At 51.7% G+C, this 25,867-nt stretch carries 17 protein-coding genes; 7 read left to right on the forward strand and 10 right to left on the reverse strand.

What is annotated here, in order from left to right; translation table 11 throughout:
* Window positions 1-66: 66 nt before the first annotated feature.
* The 3 genes from ACO064_RS15725 to ACO064_RS15735 are packed head-to-tail and all read right to left on the reverse strand — an operon-like array spanning window position 67 to window position 5,893.
* Complete coding sequence (locus ACO064_RS15725) at window positions 67-801, reverse strand: DUF3823 domain-containing protein (protein WP_421828214.1); 735 nt, start codon at window positions 799-801, stop codon at window positions 67-69.
* Window positions 802-813: 12 nt separating this feature from the next.
* A complete protein-coding gene (locus tag ACO064_RS15730; protein ID WP_421828215.1) occupies window positions 814-2,604 on the reverse strand; it encodes a RagB/SusD family nutrient uptake outer membrane protein in 1,791 nt (596 codons plus the stop codon).
* 13 nt (window positions 2,605-2,617) lie between these two features.
* Window positions 2,618-5,893, reverse strand: a complete 3,276-nt coding sequence (locus ACO064_RS15735) for a SusC/RagA family TonB-linked outer membrane protein (RefSeq protein WP_421828216.1) — start codon at window positions 5,891-5,893, stop codon at window positions 2,618-2,620.
* A gap of 246 nt (window positions 5,894-6,139) precedes the next feature.
* Here ACO064_RS15735 and ACO064_RS15740 point away from each other — a divergent pair, with 246 nt between their 5' ends.
* From ACO064_RS15740 to ACO064_RS15755, 4 genes are all read left to right on the forward strand, one after another.
* On the forward strand, window positions 6,140-8,797 hold the full coding sequence (locus tag ACO064_RS15740; protein WP_421828217.1) for a galactose oxidase: 2,658 nt from the start codon (window positions 6,140-6,142) through the stop codon (window positions 8,795-8,797).
* 408 nt (window positions 8,798-9,205) lie between these two features.
* Window positions 9,206-11,680 carry a glycoside hydrolase family 95 protein gene (locus tag ACO064_RS15745; RefSeq protein WP_421828218.1) on the forward strand — a complete coding sequence of 825 codons (2,475 nt, stop codon included), beginning with the start codon at window positions 9,206-9,208 and terminating at the stop codon, window positions 11,678-11,680.
* Between the two features lie 27 nt (window positions 11,681-11,707).
* Complete coding sequence (locus ACO064_RS15750; protein ID WP_421828219.1) at window positions 11,708-13,948, forward strand: DUF7133 domain-containing protein; 2,241 nt, start codon at window positions 11,708-11,710, stop codon at window positions 13,946-13,948.
* A gap of 93 nt (window positions 13,949-14,041) precedes the next feature.
* Entirely contained in the window at window positions 14,042-15,328 is a 1,287-nt protein-coding gene (locus ACO064_RS15755) for a glycoside hydrolase family 71/99-like protein (RefSeq protein WP_421828220.1), read from the forward strand.
* A gap of 9 nt (window positions 15,329-15,337) precedes the next feature.
* Here the strand turns inward: ACO064_RS15755 and ACO064_RS15760 are convergent, their stop codons facing one another.
* The 3 genes from ACO064_RS15760 to ACO064_RS15770 all read right to left on the reverse strand — a co-directional run bounded on the left by ACO064_RS15760 (window position 15,338) and on the right by ACO064_RS15770 (window position 18,027).
* Window positions 15,338-16,030 (reverse strand): thiopurine S-methyltransferase, encoded by a 693-nt coding sequence (locus ACO064_RS15760; RefSeq protein ID WP_421828221.1) that lies wholly within the window; start codon window positions 16,028-16,030, stop codon window positions 15,338-15,340.
* A 223-nt stretch (window positions 16,031-16,253) separates the two neighbouring features.
* Window positions 16,254-16,769, reverse strand: coding sequence for a hypothetical protein (locus ACO064_RS15765; RefSeq protein ID WP_421828222.1), 516 nt, complete (start codon window positions 16,767-16,769; stop codon window positions 16,254-16,256).
* Between the two features lie 7 nt (window positions 16,770-16,776).
* Entirely contained in the window at window positions 16,777-18,027 is a 1,251-nt protein-coding gene (locus ACO064_RS15770; protein WP_421828223.1) for a TCR/Tet family MFS transporter, read from the reverse strand.
* 76 nt (window positions 18,028-18,103) lie between these two features.
* Between ACO064_RS15770 and ACO064_RS15775 the strand changes: the two genes are divergently transcribed.
* The gene (locus ACO064_RS15775; protein WP_421828224.1) at window positions 18,104-18,970 is read left to right on the forward strand and encodes an aldose 1-epimerase family protein; all 867 of its coding nucleotides are present in this window, start codon (window positions 18,104-18,106) and stop codon (window positions 18,968-18,970) included.
* A gap of 62 nt (window positions 18,971-19,032) precedes the next feature.
* On the opposite strand, the gene ACO064_RS15780 is transcribed toward ACO064_RS15775, so the two are convergent.
* The 4 genes from ACO064_RS15780 to ACO064_RS15795 form a co-directional block, all read right to left on the reverse strand.
* Window positions 19,033-19,422 (reverse strand): hypothetical protein, encoded by a 390-nt coding sequence (locus ACO064_RS15780; RefSeq protein ID WP_421828225.1) that lies wholly within the window; start codon window positions 19,420-19,422, stop codon window positions 19,033-19,035.
* Window positions 19,423-19,904: 482 nt separating this feature from the next.
* Window positions 19,905-20,744: an OmpA/MotB family protein gene (locus tag ACO064_RS15785; protein WP_421828226.1), complete on the reverse strand. Its 840-nt coding sequence runs from the start codon at window positions 20,742-20,744 to the stop codon at window positions 19,905-19,907.
* Between the two features lie 133 nt (window positions 20,745-20,877).
* Entirely contained in the window at window positions 20,878-22,074 is a 1,197-nt protein-coding gene (gene lhgO / locus ACO064_RS15790) for an L-2-hydroxyglutarate oxidase (protein ID WP_421828227.1), read from the reverse strand.
* A 92-nt stretch (window positions 22,075-22,166) separates the two neighbouring features.
* On the reverse strand, window positions 22,167-23,366 hold the full coding sequence (locus tag ACO064_RS15795; RefSeq protein WP_421828228.1) for an anhydro-N-acetylmuramic acid kinase: 1,200 nt from the start codon (window positions 23,364-23,366) through the stop codon (window positions 22,167-22,169).
* Between the two features lie 83 nt (window positions 23,367-23,449).
* On the opposite strand from ACO064_RS15795, the gene ACO064_RS15800 reads away from it, so the two are divergent.
* A complete protein-coding gene (locus tag ACO064_RS15800; protein WP_421828229.1) occupies window positions 23,450-24,328 on the forward strand; it encodes a fructosamine kinase family protein in 879 nt (292 codons plus the stop codon).
* A 105-nt stretch (window positions 24,329-24,433) separates the two neighbouring features.
* Window positions 24,434-25,819, forward strand: a complete 1,386-nt coding sequence (locus ACO064_RS15805) for a DEAD/DEAH box helicase (protein ID WP_421828230.1) — start codon at window positions 24,434-24,436, stop codon at window positions 25,817-25,819.
* Window positions 25,820-25,867 lie beyond the last annotated feature (48 nt).

Below are 25,867 nucleotides of genomic sequence, written 5' to 3' on the forward strand. Positions count from 1 at the left end.
ACCAACAAAAAAAACACCCCTGACCCGAAAGATCAGGGGTGAAAAGTGAAGGGAAGGAATAGAATCTTAACGAACCGTGGCTTTCACCACTGGGCTGTAATTGTATTTGGCGACAGCGGTAGTCCGCACACCGACCCGGAAATAGTACTCGCCTTTGGGTAAATGCGTATCGGCCCATTTGAATGTAAACGTCCGGGGTGTGCCCAGAAGGCTGGCGTCCGTTACATTCCCGGCAATGTCCTGTCTCCAGAGATTGATAAAATAGCCCGAGGTATTGGAACTGATGCTTTCATCGACCTTTGCATAATCGTTGATCATGAAAATGATTTGCGAAATTTTCGTCGTCGTGTTGGCCGCCGGTTTCGTAATCGTATACGTAAACGTGCTGTCGGTTACACTCGCCGTCAGCCGGTAGAAGGGCGTGACCTTAAAATTGACTTCCTTCCGGTCGCCGTTGCCAAGATCCACCGTTGCCGAATCACCGGGTTGATACAGGAAAGCACCGTCGCGCGGCAGGGCTTTGTAGGTACCCGCAAAAAACTGCGTAGCAGAAAATTCGCCGTTGGCTTTTAGCTCAATATCGGTTGTGCCGGGGTTGGGGTATTTCATTTTATCCCACTGAATAAACCGTACAGTCCCACCGCCGGGCTGCCTGATTTCCAGCGGCTGACCATTTTCGGCGTCCGTCACTTTGCCGTAAATGCCCGCATCCGGGGCCACAAAATTATCCCAGTTCTTGCAGCCACTGATTACTGCTACGAGCAAAACGGGTAGTAAAAAGATTAGTTTGATCGATTTCATAGGGTACGGTTTTTAATAGCCGGGGTTTCCATTGCCTAATAATGAGCCAGCCTTGCTGCGTTCCGACGCTGGAATCTGGAAGTAATAGTCTTTGACCTGATACGTTTTTCCACCGCCATTGGGCGTTTTTTCGAAGACATAATCCTTCGAATTGACATCATAATAGATATACAGTCCGTTGGGAATCCAGCCGCTGAATTCGGTCGTCAGGGTCCGCCATCTCCTCAAATCCCAGAAGGTCCGGTTTTCAAAAGCCAGCTCCACATTCCGTTCATTCCGGATTTTAGCCCGATCGATGATTGTCAGTTTGGCGATACCCGCCCGGGTGCGGAGTTGATTCACGGCGTCCAGGGCTTCAGCAGCCGGTTTTCCCAGTTCAAAAGCTGCTTCCGCATAATTCAGCAGCACTTCGCCCAGCCGCATATCGAGCCAGTCCGTTTCGGAGGTCCAGTCCACGCACAAATTGGCGGGCCGAACCGGATCAAGCCATTTTTTTAGCCAGAACACACTGGCACCGTTGTTGGAATTGCCGGTGGCCCGCACTGAATTGGCCGTCGGGTTGGCCACAATCTGTTTTTTATCGATGTCAAAATACTGGTTGAGCGCCGTTCCGTTGTATCGTATCCCGTTGAAAATGACCCCGCGCTGACCGGTAATTTCGACGCCCTTGAACGAGCTGCCGGTTGAAATGACGGAGCCGAAAAAGCGCGGATCTTTGTTTTTGAAAACGTCCTGCGGGTTTTTGTAGTGGACATACGCGCCGGGCGTTCCGATGTTCAGCGTTCCTTCCGAACCGTCTACGTATTCAAACCGCTCGATCATGTCCAGGGGCGGGGTCAGGCGGTTGGCATACCCGATTGGCGAACGAATGGCTTCCGGCAACGCCATCAGATCCTGCGAGTGCGTCCGTCGCGTCGATTCATAATCCCAGCCTTTGCAGAAAATAGCTTCCGGATTGCCTTGCAGTTCATAAAAAAGCATCTGGAAATTCTGCGCTTTGTCGGTCGGATACTTGTTGAACAGGCTGTATTTCCCACCATCGATAATGGCTTTGGACGCATCGTAAGCGGCTTGCAGATAAGGCGTTGCCTTGGCCGGGTCAACGCCCACCAGACCTTCCAACTCAACGGTTCCAAATTTGGCGATCGAACCCGCGTGCAGCATCGACCGCGAAAGCAGCGCCAGGGCCACAAATTTGTTGGCCCGTCCATACACACTGGTGATCGGTAAGTTAGTAGCCGCAAAATCCAGATCCGATTTAATCAGATCCCAGACGTCGGCTTCCTTGCTGCGCGGCAGGTTCAGTTCCTGCGTATTGCCATCGACGGCGGTTTGTGGTTCCAGTAAAATCGGCACACCACCCCAGTATTTAACCAGTTCCTGGTAATAATAGGCCCGGACAAATTTAGCTTCGGCGACGTACGCATTTTTGGTCGCTTCCGGAATCGAAACCGTCGCAATTTCCTTGATAAACGTGTTTACGTTCCGAATTGCCCGGTATAATTTTCCCCAGTTTTCGTCATTGTTGGAGGCATTGTTCGAGTTGGTCGCTTCCCAGGTCCAGTTGGCCGTATATCCGTCACCATTTCCCGGAAACTCACCAAACCGACCGTTGCAATAGCTGAAATCCTCGACGGGTAAATCCTTGTACAGCGTGGCAAAATAGGCTTCCACAGCCTCTGGACTGCTGAAGACCTGTTCGGCCGACAGCAGATCGACCGGTTTTTTATCCAGAAAACTATCGCTGCAGGCCGACAAGCCAAACAGGCCTAGCAGGGCAATGTATTTTTTAAGGTTTTTCATGGGTGTTGGGTGATCAAAAAGAAAGTTGGAGGCCCAGGTTCACGTTCATCGTCAGCGGATAATTGTAGCTGTAAAGCCGGTCGTCGGTGTATTCCGGGTCAACAAAGTCAAGCCCTTTCGAGAACGTGAACAGATTATAGCCGTTGCCAAAGACACGCAATCCCTTGATGTGGGCTTTGCTCAACAGCGTTTTCGGAAGGCTGTAGCCGATTTCCAGGCTTTTCACGCGCAGATACGTCGCGTCGAACCGCCAGAATTCGTTGCTTCGGTAGTTCTGCCGCTGGCCAGTCGACGGGTATTTTCCCGGAATCCATTCGCTGGCGGCATCCACGACGTCCGAACGATGCCAGCGGTCGTTAAACGCACTGATCGGGTTGGCGGTGGCAAAATAAAACGGTCTGGATAGCTGATCCTGGTAGGCCACCTGATACATGGTTGCGCCCTGCAACAGCATCGAAACGTCGAATCCTTTCCACGAAACCGTAATGTTGGTACCGAAATAGATCGCCGGTTTGCTCTGGCCGCGTCCAATCACGGTTTCGTCAAGATTGGAAATAATGCCGTCGCCGTTCAAATCCACGTATTTGATGTCACCGGGCAGAACCGTTCGGTTGCCCGCGCCGTCCATGATCGGTGCATTTCGGATTTCCTCCAGCGTTTGGAACTGTCCGTCGGTTTTGTAGCCCCAGACAATGTCGTTGAACCGACCGGCATTCCGGTTTCGCCAGTAATCATAATCGCTGTTGGCGGGCGTTTCTTCGCGATACCGGTATTGTGTCCGGGCGTAACTCATGTTGGCCGAAATCGAGTAATTCACATCCCGAATTTTGTTGCGATGGCCCAGAACGATTTCGAATCCCTGCGTACGATCCTGATTCAGATTGACTTGTGGAAGATTGACACCGTAGGTGGCCGGAATGGTCGAAATCCGGTTGCCCAGCAAACCGTCGCGATCCCGGCGAAACACGTCGGCTTCAAACGTGAGCAGGCTGTTCCAGAAGGCACCTTCCAGACCAAAATTGGTGGTTGTCGAGGTATACCACGTAATGTTGGGATTGGCCGAATTTTTGAAACCAAGACCGCCCACGAAGTTGGTCCCGAACTGATACCCGCTGCTCGGATACGTATAACCGGTCAGAAACTGGAACGAAGCGCCCGAAATGCCGTCATCACCCAGAACACCGTATGAACCGCGTAGTTTCAGGTTGGAAATGAAAGGGAGATTGTTTCGAATAAAGGCTTCTTCTGAAAGCCGCCAGCCCGCCGAGACATACGGAAAGAAGCCCCAGCGGCTGTTTTTTGGGAAACTGGACGAACCGTCGTAGCGAAAACCGGCCTCAACCAGATACTTCCCGGCGTAATCATAATTGACCCGACCCACATAACTCATGTTGGCGCTCGAACTGTAGCCGGAACCGATGGCGTCGGTTTTCCGGCTTCCGGCCGCCAATTGGTCAACCGCATCGATGATAAACTGGGTGGACGCGTTGTTGCTGTTGTTCACCCGGTCGATCTGTTCATACAGACCCAGCGCGCCGACGTTGTGTTTTCCAAAGCTGTTCTGGTAGTTGAACGACAACTGCACATCGTTCCGTTTTCCCTGACCAAAGCTTTCATTGATGCGGGAAGGGGCAAGGTGCAAATACGGTTTCTGGTAATACGTCTGCGTGGCTGCGTCGAACAGATACTCGTACTGGTTGTATTTTTTGGTAAACTGCTTGCGGAAACTGTAATTATTGTCGTAGGCATATTGCGCCTTGAGACTCAGTCCTTTCACGAACGGAACCACATACGACAACTGAAATGTAGAGGTCAGGAATTTTTCATCATTCCGGTTATATCCGCTGTAGGCTTCGGAGAAATCGGCAATCGGATGGCTCAACGCGCTCAGGGGCTGACGCAGATAAGCCGGGTCGTTGTTCGAATAAAGCGGTTCGGTCGGGTCCCATTGCCAGGTGTTTTTCAGCAATGCCCAAATCCCCTGGCTCGGTTCGTTGCTGATCGAGTTGATCAACGCAATGTTGGCGCCCATCGTCAATCCTTTGGTCAGTTCAGCGTCGATGTTGAGCCGCAGGTTGTATTTTTTCCCAGTCAGAATGTCCGATTTGAACAACCCGCCTTCGCCAAAAAAACCGGCAGACGCAAAATACCGGAGTTTTTCCGTTCCGCCGTTAATAGTCAGATTGTGTTGCTGTTGCGAAGCGCGGTCGCGTAAAACCGCCTTTAAGAAATCGGTGCTGGTGGCCTTTCCGCTTTGAAAATCGGCGAGTTGTGCCGCCGAATACTTGGGGGGTGTAAATTCAGCCCGGTTACTGATGTTGTTGTTGACGTGTTGCTCATTGAAGAGGGTTGCATACTGAAAGGCATTGGATAGTTGGGGGTATTTGGTGATGATCTGCTGCCCGACGTGCGTCGTGTAGTTCACCTGCACCTTGCCCTGGCTTCCTTTTTTGGTCGTAACCAGCACCACACCGTTGGCCGCTTTCACGCCATAAATAGCCGCCGTGGCATCTTTCAGAATCGAGACACTCTCAATTTCGTTGGGATCGAGCCGGTCAAAACCGGATTTGTCGCGCTGAACGCCGTCCACAATGATCAGCGGTCCTCCGGTTTGATTGCCGTTGATGTCATTGGGGTCCGTATAACTGAACCCCCGAATGTCGATCTGGGAATCGTATTTGCCGGGTTGACTCGACAACTGCACCACCCGAACGCCGGGAGCGCGCCCGGTCAGTGTGTTGGTGACGTCGTTGTTTGAATTGATCACCAGCTCTTTACTGGCAACCGTTGCGATTGCCCCCGTCACATTTACCTTCCGCTGCGTACCATAACCGACCACCACCACCTCGCCCAGCGCCTGCGCATCTTCTTTCAGCGTAACATCCAGCGAACTCCGGTTGTCGACAGCCGCTTCGTAGGAAAGATAACCGACAAACGAAAAAACCAGCGTCGTGGCCTCATTCGGAATGCTCAGGGTATAAACGCCTTTTTCGTTGGTGGTCGTGCCGCGGGATGTCCCCTTGATCACGATGTTGACACCCGGTAATGCGCCCCCTTTTTCATCGGAAACTTTCCCCGTAATGGTCCGGTCCGGTAGGGTCTGGCGGGTGGTTGCGGGTTGTAACCGCAGAGGCCGGGCCAGTGAAGCCGAGGGTGGATTGGATCGGTGCGCCAGCAATTCCTGGGCTTCTGCGGGCAGCATGCCGACCAGTCCGATGATCAGAAATGCCCGGATGAGGTGCCCATAGGACACGCGCATCATTTTTAAGACAAATAAAAATTTTTGCATAAACCCTGATTTTATTGGATTAGATTTTGGGCGAAGTACATCGGCAGGGCTTAAAAAAATCTTAATAAATGCTTAATTAGCAGGGCTTCACTCTGTGTTTTATCATTATTAATATGGTTTTTTTATAATTTAATGCCTTCTGCCCGGACTGCGGTGAGACCCTTCAGGGGTTTTGACAGGAGGTGAATATTGGATAACTTAGGGGCATTGGCGGCAGCAGTCGTCTCGAATAGAATAAGCCGCAGCATGAAAGGCGACGCTCAAAGAGCCCAACAATACCGACTGGCAGGCTGGATAACCAGCATGATGGAAGGCTTTCCGGAAACGCTGTCCAGTCTGTTGCTGCGTTTATCTTTTTACACCGTCGCCCTGCTGCTGGTGGCCACTACTTCCGCAACGGCTCAATCCTACGGGTTGCGCTTCGCAGGTCACGAAGAAATTCAGGACAACCGGACTTCGCTGGATTTGACGCCCGAAAAACCGCTGTGTATCAACGGCAACGTCGAACTGTCGTTCGATGTGTCACTGGCGGCCAGCTATAAAACGTATTTTGGCTACATTTTCAGGATTATTCAGGACGATAAGCAAAACCTGGATTTGCTGTACGATCAGAAGTCGCTCAACTTCAAAATGATCATTGGCGAACGGTTTTCCCCATCCGTTATCAAGCTCGATTCGGCGCATGTGTTCAACCACTGGAATCATTTTAAACTCCAGCTGGATCTGAAAAACCGCACCATGAGCGTTTACGTAAATGACAAAAGGGTCATTACCGATCAGATCGCATTCAAGGAATCCGGATGTTTCAGGATCTTTTTTGGCGGCAACGAATTCCGGGAGTTCAAATCGAAAGATTTGCCGCCGATGGATATCAAAGACATCAGCTTGTCTGAAAATGGCCAACGGATTCATTACTGGCCATTGAATGAAGTCAAAGGAACAACGGCAAAAGATGAGCTTTCCGGGCAACCGGCCGTCATTAAAAATCCCGTCTGGATTAAAGCACTGCACAATGAATGGAACGTGGCGGATCAGTTTACGCTGAAAGGCCGAGCCACCGTAGCGTTTGATCCGGCGTCTGAAACCGTATGCGTTACGGGGTCGGATGCGCTTTATCAGTATTCGGTTCGAAACCGGCAGGGTATTCTCCAGGGGCAAAAAACTCCTCCCAAAAGCTTTTTCCTGGGTAGTCAGGCGGTTTTTAATCCCTTTACCGCCCGGTTTTATGACTATTACGTTGATCAGAAAGCCGTGTCGGTGTATGACCCCGTTTCACGTAGCTGGGCTACCGAAACCATGACGCCCAGTCCGGTGAAAGTGACCGAATACTGGCACGCAAACCAATTCGTTTCCGGGCTTGATTCTTCCCTCTATATTCTGGGCGGTTATGGCCAGTTAACGTATAAAAACAGCATTTTTCGCTATCACTTTGCTTCCGGAAAATGGGAAACGCTGCCCACCCGGGGCGATGTTTTCACCCCCCGATATTTGGCAGCTTTGGGCACAACCGCCCGTGCCGACACCGCCTATTTAATCGGTGGGTACGGAAGCCTGACGGGTGAACAAATGGTTAATCCGAAAAGCAATTATGACATGTTACAGTATGTGGTAAAAGACAATGCGTTCCGGAAACTGTATGAATTGAAGGTTCCGAAAACGGATTTTGCGTTTGCTAATTCTCTGGTGATCGATTCCAAATCGAAGACTTTTTACGGCCTCATTTTTCCGAATCAACAGTTTAAGTCACAGCTTCAACTGATTAGGGGCTCGCTGTCGGAACCGACGTATGAACGGGTCGGTCACTCAATCCCGTACCCCTTCCACGACATTCACTCGTATTCGGATCTCTATTATTGCCCGATTAGCCAGAAACTGATCGCGGTTACGCTATATCGAAATGAGCCGAACAACACCACGGATGTGAAGCTCTATACGATTTCGTTTCCGCCCAACCAATTGGAAGTGCAAACGGCTTCGGTAAAACCGTCGTCGGGCTCCGTTTGGCCGTGGCTGCTGGCCGGATTCGCCGTCGGTGCGGGCGCTCTGGGTTTGCTGTATGTCCGCACCAAACGTCGTTCCGCATCGAAAACGGAAACCGTACCGGTTTTCGAAAAACACCCGGTCATCATGCCAGCGGCTGCCCCGGAAAGTAGCCCTCGGGCTTTGGCGGTTAATCCGGTGCCGACTGCAAGCGTCTTCTTTTTCGGTAATTTTCAGGTGCTGGATCACGCTGGAAACGACATTACCAAAGCGTTCACGCCCCTGCTGAAAGAGCTTTTTCTGCTGCTGGCCCTCAATAGCATCGACAAACAGCGTGGGCTTCCGTCCGAAAAACTCAACGAAATTCTCTGGCCCGACAAGTCGGGTCGGGACGCGAGTAATAACCGCTCCGTCAACATCGCCAAACTAAGGAGTATTCTGGATAAAGTCGGTTTTTGCTCGCTCTCCAAAGAGTCCGGCTACTGGAAAGTGGAGTTCGATTTTACCCAACTCTATGTCGATTATGAACGCTACGTGGTCCTTATCAACAACAAAGCCGCGCTGACCAAACAGACGATTTTTGAATTGGGTGAAATCACCAAACGCGGTTCATTTTTGCTGAATACCGAATATTACTGGCTGGACGATTTCAAAGCCGATATTTCCAACAAAATCATCAATACCTTTCTGCAATACGCGGATAAATTAAACATCAGCGAAGATCCCGAGTTTCTGATCCAGATTACGAACTTCATTTTCGACTATGATCCCGTCAACGAAGACGCCATTATCCTGAAGTGCAAAGCCTTGTCATTGATGGGAAAACACACCCTGGCAAAGAACACCTTCGAGAAATTTGTCCGGGATTATAAAGCCATTTACGGCGAAGAATACGAGCAATCGTTCTCGGCCATAATCGATTAGTCTGAGCTGGCCGGAAACGGTTTATCCGATTTTTTGGGTTGTTCCTTCCCGGTTTTTTACCCAGTTAAGCATTTATTAAGATTTTTTTAAGCTCCGCAGCCGTACTTCACACCGGGTTTAGTCCTATAGGCCATATATAACTACGTTCGAGTAGGGATAGGATTTACGCTTTTACCCCTAAATCCCCTAAAGGGGACTTCAAATCCGGATATTCTGTGTCCAAGTCCCCTTTAGGGGATTTAGGGGTAAAAGCGAATGTCCTGAGGGGAACAGGGCTGAAAATACGTCGAATTGGCGTTTGTCAACTTTGTCCGGAAGGAACCGGTATGAAATTCACCGGTAAGTCTTTGACCTGTAACGACTCGCCTTCTATTTCTTCCTCATCCTTTACGATTGTAGCTTTACTCAATGAAAAAAATACGACTACTCGGTCTTGTGTTGTTCAGCCAAATCGCGGCACTGGCGCAGCAACCGAACGCTTTAAAACTTTGGTACGACAAACCTGCCGGCAAAACCTGGACGGATGCGCTGCCTGTTGGCAACGGACGACTGGGCGCGATGGTCTACGGCAATCCGCAGCAGGAAATCATCAAACTGAACGAGTCTTCCGTCTGGTCGGGCGGTCCCAACCGCAACGATAATCCCAATGCGCTGGCGGCTTTGCCCACCATCCGAAAGCTGATTTTTGAAGGCAAACACGCCGAAGCACAGAAACTGGCAGCCGAGAAAGTCGAGTCCAAAAAGGCACAAGGCATGATGTTCCAGCCCGTCGGAAACCTGAATCTGGCGTTTGTTGGTCATGATTCGTTTACCGATTATTACCGGGAACTGGATCTGGAACGCGCCGTCTCGACCACCAGGTATACCGTCGAGGGTGTGCGCTACACCCGGCAGGTGATCGCTTCGGTTCCCGATCAGGTGATTGCCATTCGACTGACGGCCAGCCAGCCGGGCAAGCTGACTTTCACGGCTTTTCTGAACAGTCCTCAAAAAACGGAACGCAAAACCGGGGGCAAAGACAAGCTGGTGTTGACCGGCATCACCAGCGACCACGAAGGCGTCAAAGGGCAGGTGCGATTCAATGCGCACGTCAAAGTGCTGCCGGAAGGCGGACAATTGAGTCCGACGGATACATCGGTTGTCGTAACCGGCGCGAATGCGGTTACCCTGTATGTGTCGATTGGGACGAATTTTGTGGATTATAAAACGCTGACCGCCAATCCACAAGCCCAAGCTGATCAGCCCCTGAACCGCGTCATCACGCGGCCTTTCGATGCGGTTTTGAAAGATCACGTGGCAGCTTATCAAACGTATTTTAACCGGGTCAAGCTGGATCTGGGCACGACCGACGCGGCAAAGTTGCCAACTGATGAACGCATCCGGCAGTTTGCGTCGGGCAACGATCCGCAACTTGTTTCGCTGTATTTTCAGTTTGGACGGTATTTGCTGATTTCCTGCTCGCAACCGGGCCGCAACGGTGTGCCGGGTCAACCCGCTAACCTGCAAGGCATCTGGAACCAGCAAATGAGCCCGCCCTGGGACAGTAAATACACGATCAACATCAACACCGAAATGAATTACTGGCCCGCCGAGGTCGCCAACCTGACCGAACTGCACGAGCCGCTCATTCAAATGGTGAAAGACCTTTCGCAAACCGGTCAGCAAACCGCCAAAGAAATGTATGGCGCGGGTGGCTGGGTGGCCCACCACAACACCGATTTGTGGCGTATTACCGGACCAGTCGATCCGATTTTCTACGCCATGTGGCCAATGAGCGGTGCCTGGCTCAGTCAGCATGCCTGGGAAAAATACCGCTATTCGGGCGACAAAACGTACCTGAAAACGGTCTATCCGGCGATTAAGGGAGCAGCTCAATTTTTCGTCGATTTTCTGATCGAAGAACCCACGCACCACTGGCTGGTGGTTAGCCCGAGCATGTCGCCCGAAAACGCGCCGACGAGCCGCCAGAATGTGACGATTGGCGCGGGTCATACAATGGATAATCAACTGGTTTTCGATATTCTGACGGCGGCCATGCGGTCGGCGGAAGCCTTGAATACCGATGCGGAATTTGTCAAAATTTTGAAAGAAAAACGCGCGCGTCTGGCACCCATGCAGGTCGGTCAGCACGGACAGTTGCAGGAATGGCTGGAAGATCTGGACAATCCGAAAGACAACCACCGGCACATTTCGCACTTGTATGGACTGTATCCGTCGGCTCAATTATCAGCCTATCGCACGCCCGAGTTGTTCAGCGCGGCCCGGACGTCGCTCGAACACCGGGGTGATGTTTCGACGGGCTGGTCGATGGGCTGGAAGGTGAACTGGTGGGCGCGGTTGCTGGACGGAAACCGCGCCTATAAACTCATCACCGATCAGCTTTCGCCGGTCAATGCGCCCGGCAAAAAAGGTGGTGGCGGCACGTATACCAACCTTTTCGACGCACATCCGCCGTTCCAGATCGATGGCAACTTTGGCTGTACGGCGGGTGTGGCCGAAATGCTGTTGCAAAGTCACGACGGCACCATTCACCTGCTTCCCGCTTTGCCGGATGTCTGGAAATCGGGAAAAATCAGCGGTTTACGGGCGCGGGGCGGTTTTGAATTGGTGACAGTGGAATGGAAAGAGGGTAAAGTAGCGAAGGTAACGATCAGGTCGAATCTGGGCGGAAACTGCCGGATTCGCGTACCGAACGCCTTGAAATCAAGCGGATTAGTGTTGAAAACCGCCCAGGGCGTAAATCCCAATTCTTTTTACCAACCGGAAGAAACGGCCAAAGCGTTTATTTCAAGCCAGGCCACGCAGAATCCGTTGCCGCTGAAGGAAACACTCGTTTACGATTTACCGACGCAAAAGGGAAAAACCTACACCCTAACGTTATAGCAATTTCGAAATTCGCAGTCTAAACCCATGAAAAAACCAATCTGGATCAGCGGTATGCTGGCCGCTTCCATGCTGGCCGTAACGTGTCAGGTGTCCCGGCAAAATTCCCAGGGCACGACGCAAACCCCGGCGAGTCAAACCGTTGAAACGGTTCCGGCATTTACGGCCAATCCGTCACCGGCTCATTTAACGCCCGAGCAAAGTCTGAAATCATTCCGGCTGCCCAAAGGCTATCACCTCGAACTGGTCGCCAGTGAGCCGATGATTCACGAGCCGGTGGCCGTGGCCTGGGATGGGAACGCCAGAATGTACGTCGTGGAGATGAATACCTACATGCAGGATGTGGACGGTTCGCACGAGCACGATCCGGTCAGCCGGGTGATGCTGCTGGAAGACACCGACAACGACGGAAAGATGGACAAAAGCTCCGTTTTTATCGACAAACTGGTGTTGCCCCGCATGTTGCTGTGCGTCGGTCATGAACTGCTGGTCAACGAAACCGACACCTACGACATTTACAGTTACAAGGACACCAACGGCGATGGCGTGGCCGATCAGAAAAAACCGGTTTTTAATCCGGGGAAAAAAGCACCCGGCAACCTGGAACACCAGCGCAGCGGTTTGGACTGGAATCTGGACAACTGGATTTACGTCACCGTTGATCCGGTGCGGTTTCGCTATACCAACGGGATGTTGAAAGCAGACTCGATTCCCAGCGGTTCCGGTGGTCAGTGGGGGTTGACACACGACAATTACGGGCGGCTGTATTTCTCGTCGGCGGGTGGCGAGGTTCCGGCTCTGGGTTTTCAGATCAATCCGATGTACGGGCGGCTGGAATTCAGGGATCAATATAGTGAGGAATTCAACGCCGTCTGGCCGATCATCAAAACACCGGATGTCCAGGGCGGGGTGCAGCGCATCCGGACAACGGATACGACGCTGAACCATTTTACGGCCAGTTGCGGGCAGGTAATTTTCCGGGGAGATCGGTTGCCGTTGGATTTGTCGGGCGATTTGTTGATCAGCGAACCGGTCGGGCGGCTGATTCGCCGGGCGAAAGTGAGCAACAAAGCGGGCAAAACGATGCTGGAAAATGCCTACCAGAAAGAAGAATTCATTGCGTCGACGGATATGAATTTCCGGGCGGTCAACATGTATACCGGGCCGGATGGTTGTCTGTATATCGTCGATATGAACCGGGGCATCATTCAGGAAGGTAACTGGACGCGGGAAGATAGTTACCTGCGGCCCCAGATCACGCGGTTGGGGCTGGATAAAAACATTCAGCACGGCCGGATTTACCGGTTGGTACACGATGGACTTAAACCCGGACCAAAGCCACAGATGTTGGACGAATCCAGCAATAAACTAGTCACCTATCTTGAACACGCCAATGGCTGGTGGCGCGATAATGCCCAGAAAGAACTGATTGTGCGGAATGATCAATCCGTAGTTCCGGCCTTGAATGCGATGGCTACCGGACAAAAACCGGTTTCTGCTTTGGGTCGGCTTCATGCTTTGTGGACGCTGGAAGGATTAAACGCCATTGACAAAACCGTCATTCTGAAAGCATTGACGGATGAGGATGCGCAGGTGAGAAGAGCGGGAATTCTGCTGGGTGAACCGTATTTGAAACAGAATGACGAGTCGCTGCTGGCGCGATTGGGAGATTTGAAAACCGATCCGAGTTTTGATGTTCGCACGCAACTGGTGCTTTCGCTGTCGTATAGTTCGTTGCCAAAAGCCAAATCTCTGGCGCAGGAAATTATTGCCCTGGCGTCCGGCAATGAGATGGTGGCCCGCGCGCAGAAAAGCCTGGACAAGAATGAGGATGTCAAGAAGTTCGGACGGCGGCTGGGCAGTCTGGACGAAACCGACCGGAAGCTGGTTTTGAATGGCTCAACGATTTATAAGTCGCTGTGTACGACCTGCCACGGCTCGGATGGCAAAGGGCTGGAAAGCAAAGCCGCCCCGCCGTTGATGGGTTCGCAACGTGTTCGCAACCGCAACAAGGAGATCGCCATTCGGATTTTGCTGCACGGTCTTTCCGGTCCGATCGACGGGCAAACCTACCCGGATGTGATGCCCGCGATGGGTGCCAATGATGACGAGTGGCTGGCGTCTGTGCTGAGTTACATCCGGTACGAATTTGGGAACAACCAGAACCCCGGCATACGCCCCGCCGACGTAAAAACGGTTCGGCAACGAACCGCCGGACGCGAGAAACCCTGGACCCTGGACGAACTGGTGGAACCAACTCAAAAATAAGAATCAGTGTATTTCTCTTCTAAAACTCGCCCCAATAACGTTCTGAATCACGCGCTGACGAATTAAACTAACACTCGATTTTACTTGGATACCATGAAAAAACGCTTTTTCCTGGCCGGGATTTTTATGGCCATTCTGTTTGGTTTTGATGCAAAAAGCCAGCCTGCTGAAGCCAAATACGACGAAACCGGCTGTTTATACACCAGCTACAATGGCCTGGTGATGGCGGGTTACCAGGGCTGGTTTGCTGCCCAGGGCGATGCGTCCGACCGGGGCTGGCATCATTATCAGAAAAGGGAGAAATTCGAGCCGGGGTATGCGTCGATTGATTTTTGGCCGGACGTAAAAGAGTACCCCAATACCTACAAAACCGCTTTTCAGTATGCCAACGGAGAAAACGCAGCGGTTTACAGTCCCTACGACGAAACCAGTGTCGAGCTCCATTTCAAATGGATGAAGGACTACGGCATCGACGGCGTGTTCATGCAGCGGTTTTTGTCCGAAATCAAGTCCGAAAAAGGGAAGCGGCATTTCAACAAAGTGCTGGCGAATGCGCTGAAAGCGGCTAAAAAGCACAAACGGGCTATTTCCATCATGTACGATCTGAGCGGTTCTACGTCGGCGGACATGGACATTTTGGTGAATGACTGGAACGAGTTGCAGCAACTTTTTGAGCTGTTCAATAATAAGGAAAATCCGACGTATCTGCGACACAATGGCAAACCGCTGCTGGCCATCTGGGGCGTTGGGTTTAATGATAACCGGCGGTATACCGTCGCCGATATTCAGAGTCTGGTGGAAAAGGTAAAAGGTCCCACCAAAAAAACGTCGGTTTTGCTGGGCGTACCGTATTACTGGCGAACGATGACGAAAGACACCGAACCGTCGGAACTGCTTCATCCGCTGATCAAAAGTGTGGACGTCATCATGCCGTGGGCGGTGGGGCGGTATAATGCCGAAACTTACGCGACGGTTTCGGGCAATACACTGGCGGGTGATGTGGCCTGGTGCAAAACCAACAACGTAGATTACGTGCCGCTGGTGTTTCCCGGTTTTAGCTGGGGAAATCTAAAAAATAGCCCGAGTGTTTATAACCAGATTCCGCGGCTGAAAGGTGATTTCCTGTGGAGTCAGGTTGCCGGAGCGAAGCAGGCCGGAGCGCAAAGCTTATACGTCGCGATGTTCGACGAAGTGGACGAAGGAACGGCGATTTTCAAAACCAGAAAAGAAGGCGAATTACCACTGAACGGCGACGGTAAATTTGTCGGCATCGAACCCGATCTGGATTCTGATTATTACCTGTGGCTGACCGGTCAGGCCACCCACTGGTTTCACGGAAAAAAGGGCTATACAGCCCAAAAACCGGTCAGAAAAAAGTAAGACAATCCGTTACGAAAATTCGTAGAAACTGCGGTTGGCCGACTCGCGTAGTGACGCATACGACGCGTCGTGGAGCTTCCGCATCATAAAACCGTGTTCCCGCAGAAAATGCAGATTAAATTTCCGCATCAGGCGGTGGTGGGACGCTTCCGGGCTTTCGACGTGCTTAACGACGTAATTCGGAAAATACCCGTAGACCTCTTCGGGAGCAATGCTGAACGGGGCCGTGTTCATGGCGGGTGCATATTCCAGCGTGTTCAGAAAATACTCCGTTCCCGGAGCGGTCAGTGTTTCCATTTTTTGCAGGTACTCCACCCGCAGGGGAAGCGGTAACGCCACCAACGAAGCCCGGTCGTAAACGAGGTCAATCTCACCGACTTCTTCGGGCGTTAAGGCGAACAGATCTTTGCAAAAAATGGTCAGATTGTTCGAGATATACCGCTCCCCGACTTTTTCATACGCAAGCTGGTTTTCCGCAAAAAACTGCAGGATCACCTTCTCGACCTTTTCCACACCCACGACGCGTTCCGCAAATTGACTGAAGTACACCAGGTCGAGCGACCGGCCGCAGAGCGGCACAAAAATCGACTTTTCCATCAACGCAAACGGCGTCAGGTGTTTCAGTACGTACGGGTGAACGTCCGGACGGTGGAAGCGGGTGTTCGAATCTTCCCACGATTCTGCCCAGGCTTGCTTTTCCATTAGTACGTGTTGTTGTTCTTTGTTGTTCAGTAGTTGTTGTTGCTGTGTCTTTCGACGCTACAAAGGTGGCGGATGGCGCGGCTTTTTTTTAGAGGGAATGTACGGATTCTTGAAAACAGGTACTTCTACGTACCGAAAGCGATGGGGAACAAAATCGCTGTCACAGGCAGTCCACAGGCAAGCCTTTCAGGCTTGTGAGACACAAACTCAGGAGGTCGCTATTTCACGGGGCGACTTCCAGCTTCAAAATCCGGTTGTTGACCGTTCCGTTGGTGATAACGGGTTCGTCGTAGTAATGAACCCGCATATACATCCCGTCGCGAATCGGAATCCGAATCGAATCATTGTTTTGAAAACCGGCCGCACTGCCCCCACCCCGGATGTAATAGCCGAATTTGACGGTGTCGACCATAAAGCTTTCATAATGATAATTCTGCCACTTATTACTGGCATCTTTATCGCGCCAGATTTTCTCCCAATAGCCGGTTACGATTCCCTCGGCTTTCAGGCAGTTCGGGTCTTCCAATTTGCTCTTCAGGTGATTGTAGTCAAAAAAAGGTATTCCAAAAGTTACCACAGAGAGGCCGCAGGTGACAAAAAGGAGTACCTTCCGGTGTTTCCAGGAGCGGAAAAAAATAAAAACGATCAGTGTGGCGGCAACGAATCCGGCGGAAATATACGCCCAGAACCACTCTTCGTAGCCTTGGGCTGCGATGTCATAAATCGTACGGTATTGCATATTGTGGTTAAAGGCGGGAAGATGCTTCTTCCGTTTTGGGTACCGGTACTGGATCAGATCCCAAGGCCTTTGCCACTAAAAAGACGCTGACGAGCGTCAACACCGCGCCCATCAGAAAGGGCGCTCCCGGAAAATACACCGGCGCTTCGGGTTTGGTAAAATACGCAAACAAATGCGTCATTAACAAGGGGCCAATGATGGAAGTCATGCTCGCCAGACTCGTCAGCGCACCCTGCAGTTCGCCCTGTTCGTTGGGCGGCACCTGCGACGAAATGAGCCCCTGAACGGCCGGGCCTGCCAAACCACCCAGTGCATACGGAATCATAAACGCAAACATCATCCAGCCCTGGGTGGCAAACGCAAACAGGGTGAACCCGATGATGGAGAAGCTCATTCCGGTAAAAACCGCCTTCCGCTGCCCCAGTTTCGGAATCGCGACCCGAATTAAACCGCCCTGAACGATGGCTACCGTTAGCCCGATGAAGCCGAGCGAATAGCCCACCCACGTTTCGTTCCAGCGAAATTTTTCGATGACATAATACGTCCAGGTCGATTGGGGGGCCTGACCGGCAATGTACAGCAACACCATTGTGCTGACCAGACCCAGGATGGCAGGATACCGCTTCAACCGGGCCAGCGAACCGATTGGATTGGCCCGTTTCCACTCAAAAGTCCGGCGGTGTTCCTGGGGCAACGATTCCGGAAGAATAAAATACCCGTAGATAAAATTCAGAAGCGACAGCCCCGCCGAAATCATGAAGGGAACCCGGCTGCCGTATTGACTGAAAACCCCGCCGATGATGGGCCCCACGATGAAACCCAACCCAAAAGCCGCACCGACCAAACCGAAGTTCTGCGCCCGTTTTTCCGGTGGGCTGACGTCGGCAATGTAGGCCGATGCCGTCGTGAAACTGGCTCCGCAGATACCGGCAATAAACCGGGCCACAAACAGCCAGGCAATGGTGGGCGCGAAGGCGCAAAAGACGTAATCGAGGCCCAGGCCAAAGAGCGAAATCAGCAAAACCGGTCGCCGGCCAAAGCGATCGCTCAAACCGCCCAGAATTGGGGAAAACACAAATTGCATGATGGCGTACGAGAACGTAAGCCAGCCGCCGTATTGTGAAGCTTCACTGAGATCTCCGCCGGTCAGTTCTTCAATCAATCGGGGAACAATGGGAGCAATAACCCCAATCCCGGTGCAGTCAATCAGAATGGTAATGAAGATGAACGTCAGCGCCCGGTTGCGTTGTGGAGCCATGCGGTAAAATTTTGCCCGAAGTTACGGCTTTCTGCCCATTTTTGTCACGAACTTGCCGAAACCATTCATTCCGACGATGACAACACTCGAAAACGACTTTATCAAAGTGAGTATCCGTTCCCAGGGGGCTGAACTGACGTCCATTTATAACAAACAAACCGGTATCGAACACCTCTGGCAGGCCGATCCGGCGGTTTGGGGCTGGCACGCGCCGAATCTGTTTCCGGTGGTGGGCGGCTGCCTCGACAACCAGATTATTGTCGATGGAAAACCGTATCCGATGGAGCGGCACGGTTTTACGCGACAGTCCGAATTTACAGTGATTGAAGCCACACCGACGAAAGCCTGTTTCTCCCTCAAATCCAATGAAAAAACGCGGGCGGTTTATCCCTATGAATTTGATTTTCAGATCGAATACCAGATCGACAACCAGGTGCTGACCCTCATTTACCGCGTGATCAATCGGGAAGACAAGCGGATGTATTTCTCCGTGGGCTCGCACCCGGCGTTTGCGGTGCCATTTTTCCCGAACGAAAACTACGAAGATTATTACCTGGAGTTTCAGAACGAAGAACCGCTGGAACGCCATATGCTGTCGACCAAAGGCTATTTTACGGGAGAAACCGAGCCGGTTTTGACCGTCGACAAACAGTTGCCGCTGACCGCCGACTTATTCAATGACGACGCGCTGGTGTTCAAAAACCTGGCTTCCCGGAGTGTAACGATCCGGAGCCGCAACCACGATCAGGCCGTAACAGTCAGTTTTCCGGCGTTTCCGTATCTGGGCATCTGGGCCAAGCCGGGCGGGAAGTTTGTCTGCATCGAACCCTGGCTGGGCTGTGCCGACCGCGAGGGAACGCCCGTTCCGTTCGAAGAAAAAGAAGCCATTCAACACGTTGAACCGAACGGATTGTTTGAAACCGGGTATACGATTGGGGTATAATCCTGCTTGAATAGGCTTGCCAATTACTAAGGGGTAGAACAATCTTGACCCATTAGCCTTCGTCAAGATTGTTTTACCCACTTTATAAAAAAGCCGTCAATTTTATTATTGGTTGTTGAAAGCCGTATTTCACATGAATACTTACCTGGTGATTGAGAAGCGGACATGGGGTCAAATAATAAATACTCTGGTAGTTGGATGTATTTCTGGCCATCTACTTCAGCCGAAAATTTAATTTCCAGTTGAGGATAGGTCATTGATTTCAATTCCTGGAATCGAACCTCTTTGCTGGTAGCCTGGGGCCTAAGCGTCCCTATTGATCCTTTTGTGGTCTGAACGCGAGTCAGGGTCTTGCCGGTCAAATTGACAAATTTAACCCGAATGGCCGGTTTTATTTCTGCACACGAAAACAGAAGGGTACAGGCCACAAAGAGGAAAAGTAAAGTCTTCATGAAGTTGCCAGGTTTTAAGTAACGCGAACTATGAGATGATGCCCTTTCCTAACAGTTGTTTAAGTGCCAGCGGCACGTAATGTTTGTAGCAAACCGGTGCGTTGAACCCTCCAGGCGTGCCGGAGGTACGCAACCATTCGCGTACCTCCGGCACGCCTGGAGGGTTCAACGCACCGGTTTGCTACAAACATTCGACCCCTCCGGGGTCAATAATCTCACAATTGCGTTTAAGTCGTAAATGAATGCAAAACCTTCATTTTACTACCCGAAACGAATGGTTTTTACGAATGAATCTTCTGCTATTGAAAGACCCGATTGGCAGGCCAATAGGTTGGAGTCGAAAAGAAAATAATATCAGAATTGTGGGTTTCAGCATTCATGCGAAAAGCTCCTGTTGTGTGGTTTTACGGCCACACAACAGGAGCTTTTCGCATGAATGCTGATTCACCCCGAATTTTGGGGTGAATCAGCATTCTTTTAACTTATTTCTGCTCCGTCAGCAGGTTGAAGAATTCGTCCAGTTTCGGCAACAGAACGATTTCGGTCCGGCGATTGGCCTGACGACCCGCTTCCGTGGTGTTGTCTTCTTTCGGGATGAATTCTGAACGACCGCCAGCCGTTAAGCGGGACGGCGCTACGCCAAACTGAGTTTGCAGCGTCCGAACCACCGAAGTAGCCCGCATTACACTCAAATCCCAGTTGTCTTTCAGGAATTGCGTCGAGATCGGATAAACATCCGTGTGGCCTTCAACCAGCACATCCAGGTTGCGGTGGTCGTTGATCACCTGTGCTACTTTACCCAATACTGATTCCGCCTGTTTGTTCAGCACGTAACTCGCCGAAGGGAACAACATTTTGTCCGAGATAGAAACGTATACAACGCCTTTTTTCACTTCCACCTGTACATCGCTGTCGTTGATGTCGGACAGAGACCGTTTCAGATTTTTCACCAGCAACAGGTTGATGGAATCTCTTCTTTGGGCGGAAGAAGATACATTCGAGAGCGTTTCCAGTGAACGGCGAATGCTTTCGGCACCCGCTTTGCTAACAATCGACAGATCCGCCATCCGGTCCAACAGGTTTGTGTTGGTTTTTTTCAGGTAGTCCAACTGACTCTGTAAATCAGTAATCTGACCGTTTTTGGTGAGCAGTTCAGCGTCTTTGGTTCCGATGGTGCTTTGCAGACTGGCCGTTTTTTTGGCGCAATCTTCCAATTCCATTTTTACTTTGTCATGAACGGTTTGCAATTCAGCTAATCGCTTTTTGCTTTTGCAGGAAGTAATTACGGTTAAGAGGGCAATGGCAAACAGAAAATTTTTCATATTTTTTGTTAGGGAAAATAAAATTATTTAGGGTTAACGCTTACGCTCTGCAAGTTACGAAGCAAATAGGGAAGGTAACAAATGGATTTTTGCATTATTTCCCTTTTTAAGCTTTTTCTAATTATTCGGTCTTTTAAAACCGCGCCAGGGCTTTTTCCGAGACCGTCAGACCGATGGACAACGAAGAGGTTGCCGCCGGAGAGGGCGCGTTGCAAACGTGAATCGCCCGGTCGGTTTCCAGAATCGCAAAGTCGTCGAGCAAGCCGCCGGTTCGGTCGCAGGCCTGAGCACGGACGCCCGAACCGCCTTCCATAAGGTCGTTTTCCTGGATTTCGGGAATCAATTCCTGCAAGGCTTTTGTAAAGGCCGATTTCGAGAAAGACCGGTACATTTCGCCCAGCCCCGTTTCCCAGTATTTGGCCGCTACTTTCTGAAAACCGGGCCAGCTCAGGGTTTCGTACATCTCTTTCAAATTGATGTCCGACTTCCGGTAGCCTTCCCGCTGAAACGCCAGAACTGCATTCGGCCCGGCTTCGACACCGCCATGCACCATGCGCGTAAAATGAACGCCGAGAAAAGGAAAATTAGGGTCCGGAACCGGGTAAATCAGGTTTCGAACGAGGTATTCCTTTTCGGGCCGGATCTTGAAGTATTCGCCCCGGAAGGGAATGATCCGGACGTCAATCTCTTGTCGTTGGGTGAGTTGCGCGATTTTGTCGGAATACAGCCCGGCGCAGTTGATGACCAGTTTCGTTTCGTAGGTGGCGCGGTCGGTCACCACCACCGAGAGCGTGTTGCCCGGTGTGATCTGGGTCACTTTCTCGCCCAGCCGAATTTCTCCGCCCAGTTCTCGCAGCTTTTCGGCGTATTTCTCGCACACCTGCACGTAGTCGATAATACCGGTTTGCGGCACCCACATGCCCTCGACACCCCGAACGTGCGGTTCGATTTCGTGCATTTCAGACAGCGTCAGCTTTTTCAAGCCTTCCAGACCGTTCTGCTGCCCGCGCTGGTATAAATTATCCAGAAGCGGTACTTCTTCCGGTTTGGTAGCCACCACGATTTTGCCGCAGAGTTCATACGGAACATTTTCCTGTTCGCAGAATTCGAGCAGCATCCAGTAGCCCCGAATGCAGTTGGTCGCTTTCAGACTCCCCGGCTTGTAATACAGCCCCGAATGAATAACGCCACTGTTGTGGCCGGTCTGGTGGGCCGCCAACCGGTTTTCTTTCTCGATGACGGTGACCGAAAGGCCGGGCCGCTGCCGCTTGATTTGCAGCGCCGTTGCCAGCCCGACAATACCGCCCCCAATGATGATGATATCATTCATGTTTGTTATGCTTGTTATTCACCCCCAACCCCCTAAAGGGGACTAAAAAATCCAGATGTGAGAAGCCCCCTTTAGGGGGTTGGGGGCAAAGTTTAATTCGGAAATGAAACCTTGCCCATCGACACCGTCGGAACGCCCTGGCGATTTCCGAAGGATGTGAAGCCGCCCGCGACGGCTTCGTTCGCCAAAACCGCAAACAGAATGGCCTCTTTGGCATCGCCGGAAATACCCAGTTCGTCGGTATTGGCGAAGCGGCAGTCGGGCAATAATTCCTGAATAGAACCGGTCAGAACCGGGTTGTGCATGCCGCCACCGCTGCGGTAAACGACATACGATTCCCCCGGTTTGATGACGGTTTGAACCGCTTCGGCAATGGTTTCCGCACTGAACCTGGTCAGGGTCGCAATCAGATCTTCGGGCGTCAGGTCTTTGCCGGTCTGACTGCGTTGCAACGCCTGGTCGACGTAATCGGGGTTAAATACTTCCGGTCCCGTAGTTTTTGGGAAGGGAGCCTTGAAAAACGAATCTTTTTTCAACATTTGTACTAAATCCTGATTCACGGTTCCGCTGGCGGCAATCCGGCCATCGGCGTCGTACGGTTTGTTGAAAAGCTGCCGGGTAAAGGCGTCGATGAGCGTGTTGCCGGGGCCGGTATCGGTCGTAAAGACTTCGTTGGCATCCAGGTTTCCCGGCAGGTAGGTAAAATTGGCAATCCCGCCCATGTTGAGCATCAGGCGGTTTTCGTCTTTCTTTGAAAAGATAAAATAATCGCCATACACGGCCAGCGGAGCGCCTTCGCCCCCTTTGGCAATGTGTTTCTGACGAAAATCACTGAGGGTTATGATGCCCGTGGTGACGGCAACGTGGTCACCATCACCGATTTGGAGTGTTGCATTCGGGAATTGATCGAGTTTATGCTGGCTTTTGGGCGCGTGAAAAACCGTTTGGCCGTGGCTGGCCACCAGATCGACGTCACTGGCCGACAGGTTCCAGTGGCGGAGGCAGTCGGTCACCATTTGGCCGTGCAATTGCCCGATCCAGGCGTTGAGCAGACACAGATGTTGAAAATCAATTTCTTTTTTGGCGAAAACTTTCCGTATTTCCGCCTTCAGGTCGTCGGAATACGGAACGGTCTCGAAATGGGTGAGCGACACGTCGGTTTGGGGGCCAAAGCCTTTAATATGGCAAAGAGCCACGTCCAGACCGTCCATCGAAGTGCCCGACATCAGCCCGACGATCCGGCGTTCCGGGCGTTGGGCCAATTCATAAAGGTGTTGTATCTGGATGTTCATAGCGCGGGACAAGTTGGCAAAAGTACCAACTTGAAACTGTAAATCGAAACAGTGAACCACGACAACCGAAACAGTAATTAGTGATGTGGCTGGGAGAAGAACAGTTTGATTTTTTTGAGGGGGTATTTTTCCAGACTCTGGGCCGATCGGTCGAGGTGCTGGAAGCCCGGTTTTTGGTGGGTGGTAATGTCAACACGGCTGCGCAGGTTTTTTCGTCGGAAGGTCTGTTTTTCGTGAAATGGAACCCCGAAGCGAATGTCGACATGTTCGAGTGGGAAGCGCGCGGGCTGGACCTGCTCCGGTCGACGGAAGCCATCTACATTCCCGAAGTCATCGGCTACGGAAAATACCGCGACAAGACCTATCTGGTGCTCGAATACATTGATCCGGTGGTACCTAAATCCAATTACTGGGAATCATTCGGGCAGTCGCTGGCGTTGTTACATTCACACACGCAGTCCAAATTCGGATTACACTTTGATAATTACATCGGTTCGCTGCCGCAAAGCAACACATTAACAGACAACGGAATCACGTTTTACATCGAACAGCGTCTTCAGCCGCAGGCCGGTATGGCTCTTTACAAAGGACTTATTTCGAAAGAGTTATACGCTAAGTTTCAGAAATTATACCAACGGCTTCCTGATTTATTACCGGTTGAACGCCCGGCCTTATTACACGGCGATTTGTGGTCGGGCAATGTGATGGTGAACGAACAGGGTGATGCCGCCCTCATCGATCCGGCGGTTTATTACGGTTTGCGCGAAGCCGAGCTGGCGTTTACGACCTTATTCGGCGGTTTTGATGAACGGTTTTACGATGCCTACGATGAAGCGTTTCCGATGGAAGACGGTTTTCAGGAGCGGATCCCGATTTACAATTTGTATCCCCTGCTGGTTCACCTCAACCTGTTTGGAACGGGTTATCTCAGTGGCATTGAGCGGGTGTTGAATCGGTTTTGAATCAGTCCTGAACTCGGATTACGCAGATGAACGGATTAACCAGGATTGCCGACGCGGTCTTAAATCCTTTTAATCTGCGTAATCCAGGTTCAAGATACATACTATATGGAAATCACTTCCTTCGAAGATTTTAAGCTCAATAAACAGTTGCTGACGGCAGTCGCGGAAGCGGGCTACGAGCAACCCACTCCCATCCAGCAACAGGCGATTCCGCTGGCAATGGCGGGGCACGATGTGCTGGGCATTGCGCAGACCGGCACCGGCAAAACGGCGGCTTACCTGCTGCCGCTGCTGATGAAAATCAAGTATGCGCAGGGGCAACATCCCCGGGCCTTGATTCTGGCGCCCACGCGCGAACTGGCCATGCAAATTGACGCGGCCATTACGGAACTGGCCAAATACACCGACATCCGGCACCTGGCGCTCTACGGTGGAATCGGCCCGAAAGCGCAGATTGAAGCCGTTCAGAAAGGTGTCGATATTCTGGTGGCCACACCGGGGCGGTTTTCGGACCTTTATTCACGGGGCGAAATCGTGGTGAAGCAACTGGCGACGATGGTGATGGACGAAGCCGACAAAATCATGGACATGGGGTTCATGCCGCAGATTCGGAAAATTCTGGAAGTGATTCCGGTAAAACGGCAGAACATGCTGTTTTCGGCCACCTTCCCGCCCAAAGTAGAGGAACTGTCCTACGAATTTCTGGAGTTTCCGATGCGGGTGGAGGTGACGCCCCAGGCATCGACGGCGGATATGGTGACGCAGAAAATCTACGCCGTTCCTAATTTCAGAACCAAGATCGATCTGCTGGCGTATCTCATGAGTTTTGAAGCCGCCAGCCGGGTCATTGTGTTTGCGCGCTCCAAAGAAACCGCCAACAACATCTATAAATTCCTGGCCCGGAAAGTCATTGCCGACGACCGGATTCGCGTTCTGCACGCCAACAAAGGCCAGAATACGCGGATCAATTCGATGGAAGCCTTCAAGGAAGGCAACATCCGCGTGCTGGTGACCACCGACGTAACGGCGCGGGGCATCGACGTCAACCAGGTCAGTCACGTCATCAATTTCGATGTGCCGCTGATTTACGAAGATTACGTCCACCGGATTGGGCGAACGGGCCGCGCCAACCACACCGGCGAAGCCATTACGTTTGTAACGATGGCGGAGGAGTATCACATCCGGCAGATTGAGAAGATTATCCGGATGCAGATTCCACGCGAACCCATCCCGGAGGCCGTACCCATTACGGAAACGCCGTTTGACGAACAGCAGGATTATTTGCGGGAGATCGACGACCAGCGGAAAAAGGAAGATCCGACGTTCAAAGGGGCTTTTCACGAGAAAAAAGGGATTCCCGTCAAAGGGCGTAGCACATCTGCCAAAACCGCGCCCAGCCGCAGCACGTCGGCGCGCGGAAAAGCGCCCAAAAGTGCGGCTGCCCGCAGTGGCAAACCCAAAACCGGCCCACCCCGTCGCCGGAAGACGTAACCGTTTTTCAATATTTTGTACTAAATTGAATCCCCCTACGTTTTATAG

The organism is Larkinella sp. (genome assembly GCF_965227735.1).
In the GTDB taxonomy this organism is placed as follows: domain Bacteria; phylum Bacteroidota; class Bacteroidia; order Cytophagales; family Spirosomataceae; genus Larkinella.

What these genes read in the sequence shown, in the direction of transcription:
- ACO064_RS15725 (WP_421828214.1), bottom strand. Translation starts at nt 801, where the DNA reads ATGAAATCGATCAAACTAATCTTTTTACTACCCGTTTTGCTCGTAGCA.
- ACO064_RS15730 (WP_421828215.1), bottom strand. Translation starts at nt 2,604, where the DNA reads ATGAAAAACCTTAAAAAATACATTGCCCTGCTAGGCCTGTTTGGCTTG.
- ACO064_RS15735 (WP_421828216.1), bottom strand. Translation starts at nt 5,893, where the DNA reads ATGCAAAAATTTTTATTTGTCTTAAAAATGATGCGCGTGTCCTATGGG.
- ACO064_RS15740 (WP_421828217.1), top strand. Translation starts at nt 6,140, where the DNA reads ATGAAAGGCGACGCTCAAAGAGCCCAACAATACCGACTGGCAGGCTGG.
- ACO064_RS15745 (WP_421828218.1), top strand. Translation starts at nt 9,206, where the DNA reads ATGAAAAAAATACGACTACTCGGTCTTGTGTTGTTCAGCCAAATCGCG.
- ACO064_RS15750 (WP_421828219.1), top strand. Translation starts at nt 11,708, where the DNA reads ATGAAAAAACCAATCTGGATCAGCGGTATGCTGGCCGCTTCCATGCTG.
- ACO064_RS15755 (WP_421828220.1), top strand. Translation starts at nt 14,042, where the DNA reads ATGAAAAAACGCTTTTTCCTGGCCGGGATTTTTATGGCCATTCTGTTT.
- ACO064_RS15760 (WP_421828221.1), bottom strand. Translation starts at nt 16,030, where the DNA reads ATGGAAAAGCAAGCCTGGGCAGAATCGTGGGAAGATTCGAACACCCGC.
- ACO064_RS15765 (WP_421828222.1), bottom strand. Translation starts at nt 16,769, where the DNA reads ATGCAATACCGTACGATTTATGACATCGCAGCCCAAGGCTACGAAGAG.
- ACO064_RS15770 (WP_421828223.1), bottom strand. Translation starts at nt 18,027, where the DNA reads ATGGCTCCACAACGCAACCGGGCGCTGACGTTCATCTTCATTACCATT.
- ACO064_RS15775 (WP_421828224.1), top strand. Translation starts at nt 18,104, where the DNA reads ATGACAACACTCGAAAACGACTTTATCAAAGTGAGTATCCGTTCCCAG.
- ACO064_RS15780 (WP_421828225.1), bottom strand. Translation starts at nt 19,422, where the DNA reads ATGAAGACTTTACTTTTCCTCTTTGTGGCCTGTACCCTTCTGTTTTCG.
- ACO064_RS15785 (WP_421828226.1), bottom strand. Translation starts at nt 20,744, where the DNA reads ATGAAAAATTTTCTGTTTGCCATTGCCCTCTTAACCGTAATTACTTCC.
- lhgO (WP_421828227.1), bottom strand. Translation starts at nt 22,074, where the DNA reads ATGAATGATATCATCATCATTGGGGGCGGTATTGTCGGGCTGGCAACG.
- ACO064_RS15795 (WP_421828228.1), bottom strand. Translation starts at nt 23,366, where the DNA reads ATGAACATCCAGATACAACACCTTTATGAATTGGCCCAACGCCCGGAA.
- ACO064_RS15800 (WP_421828229.1), top strand. Translation starts at nt 23,450, where the DNA reads ATGTGGCTGGGAGAAGAACAGTTTGATTTTTTTGAGGGGGTATTTTTC.
- ACO064_RS15805 (WP_421828230.1), top strand. Translation starts at nt 24,434, where the DNA reads ATGGAAATCACTTCCTTCGAAGATTTTAAGCTCAATAAACAGTTGCTG.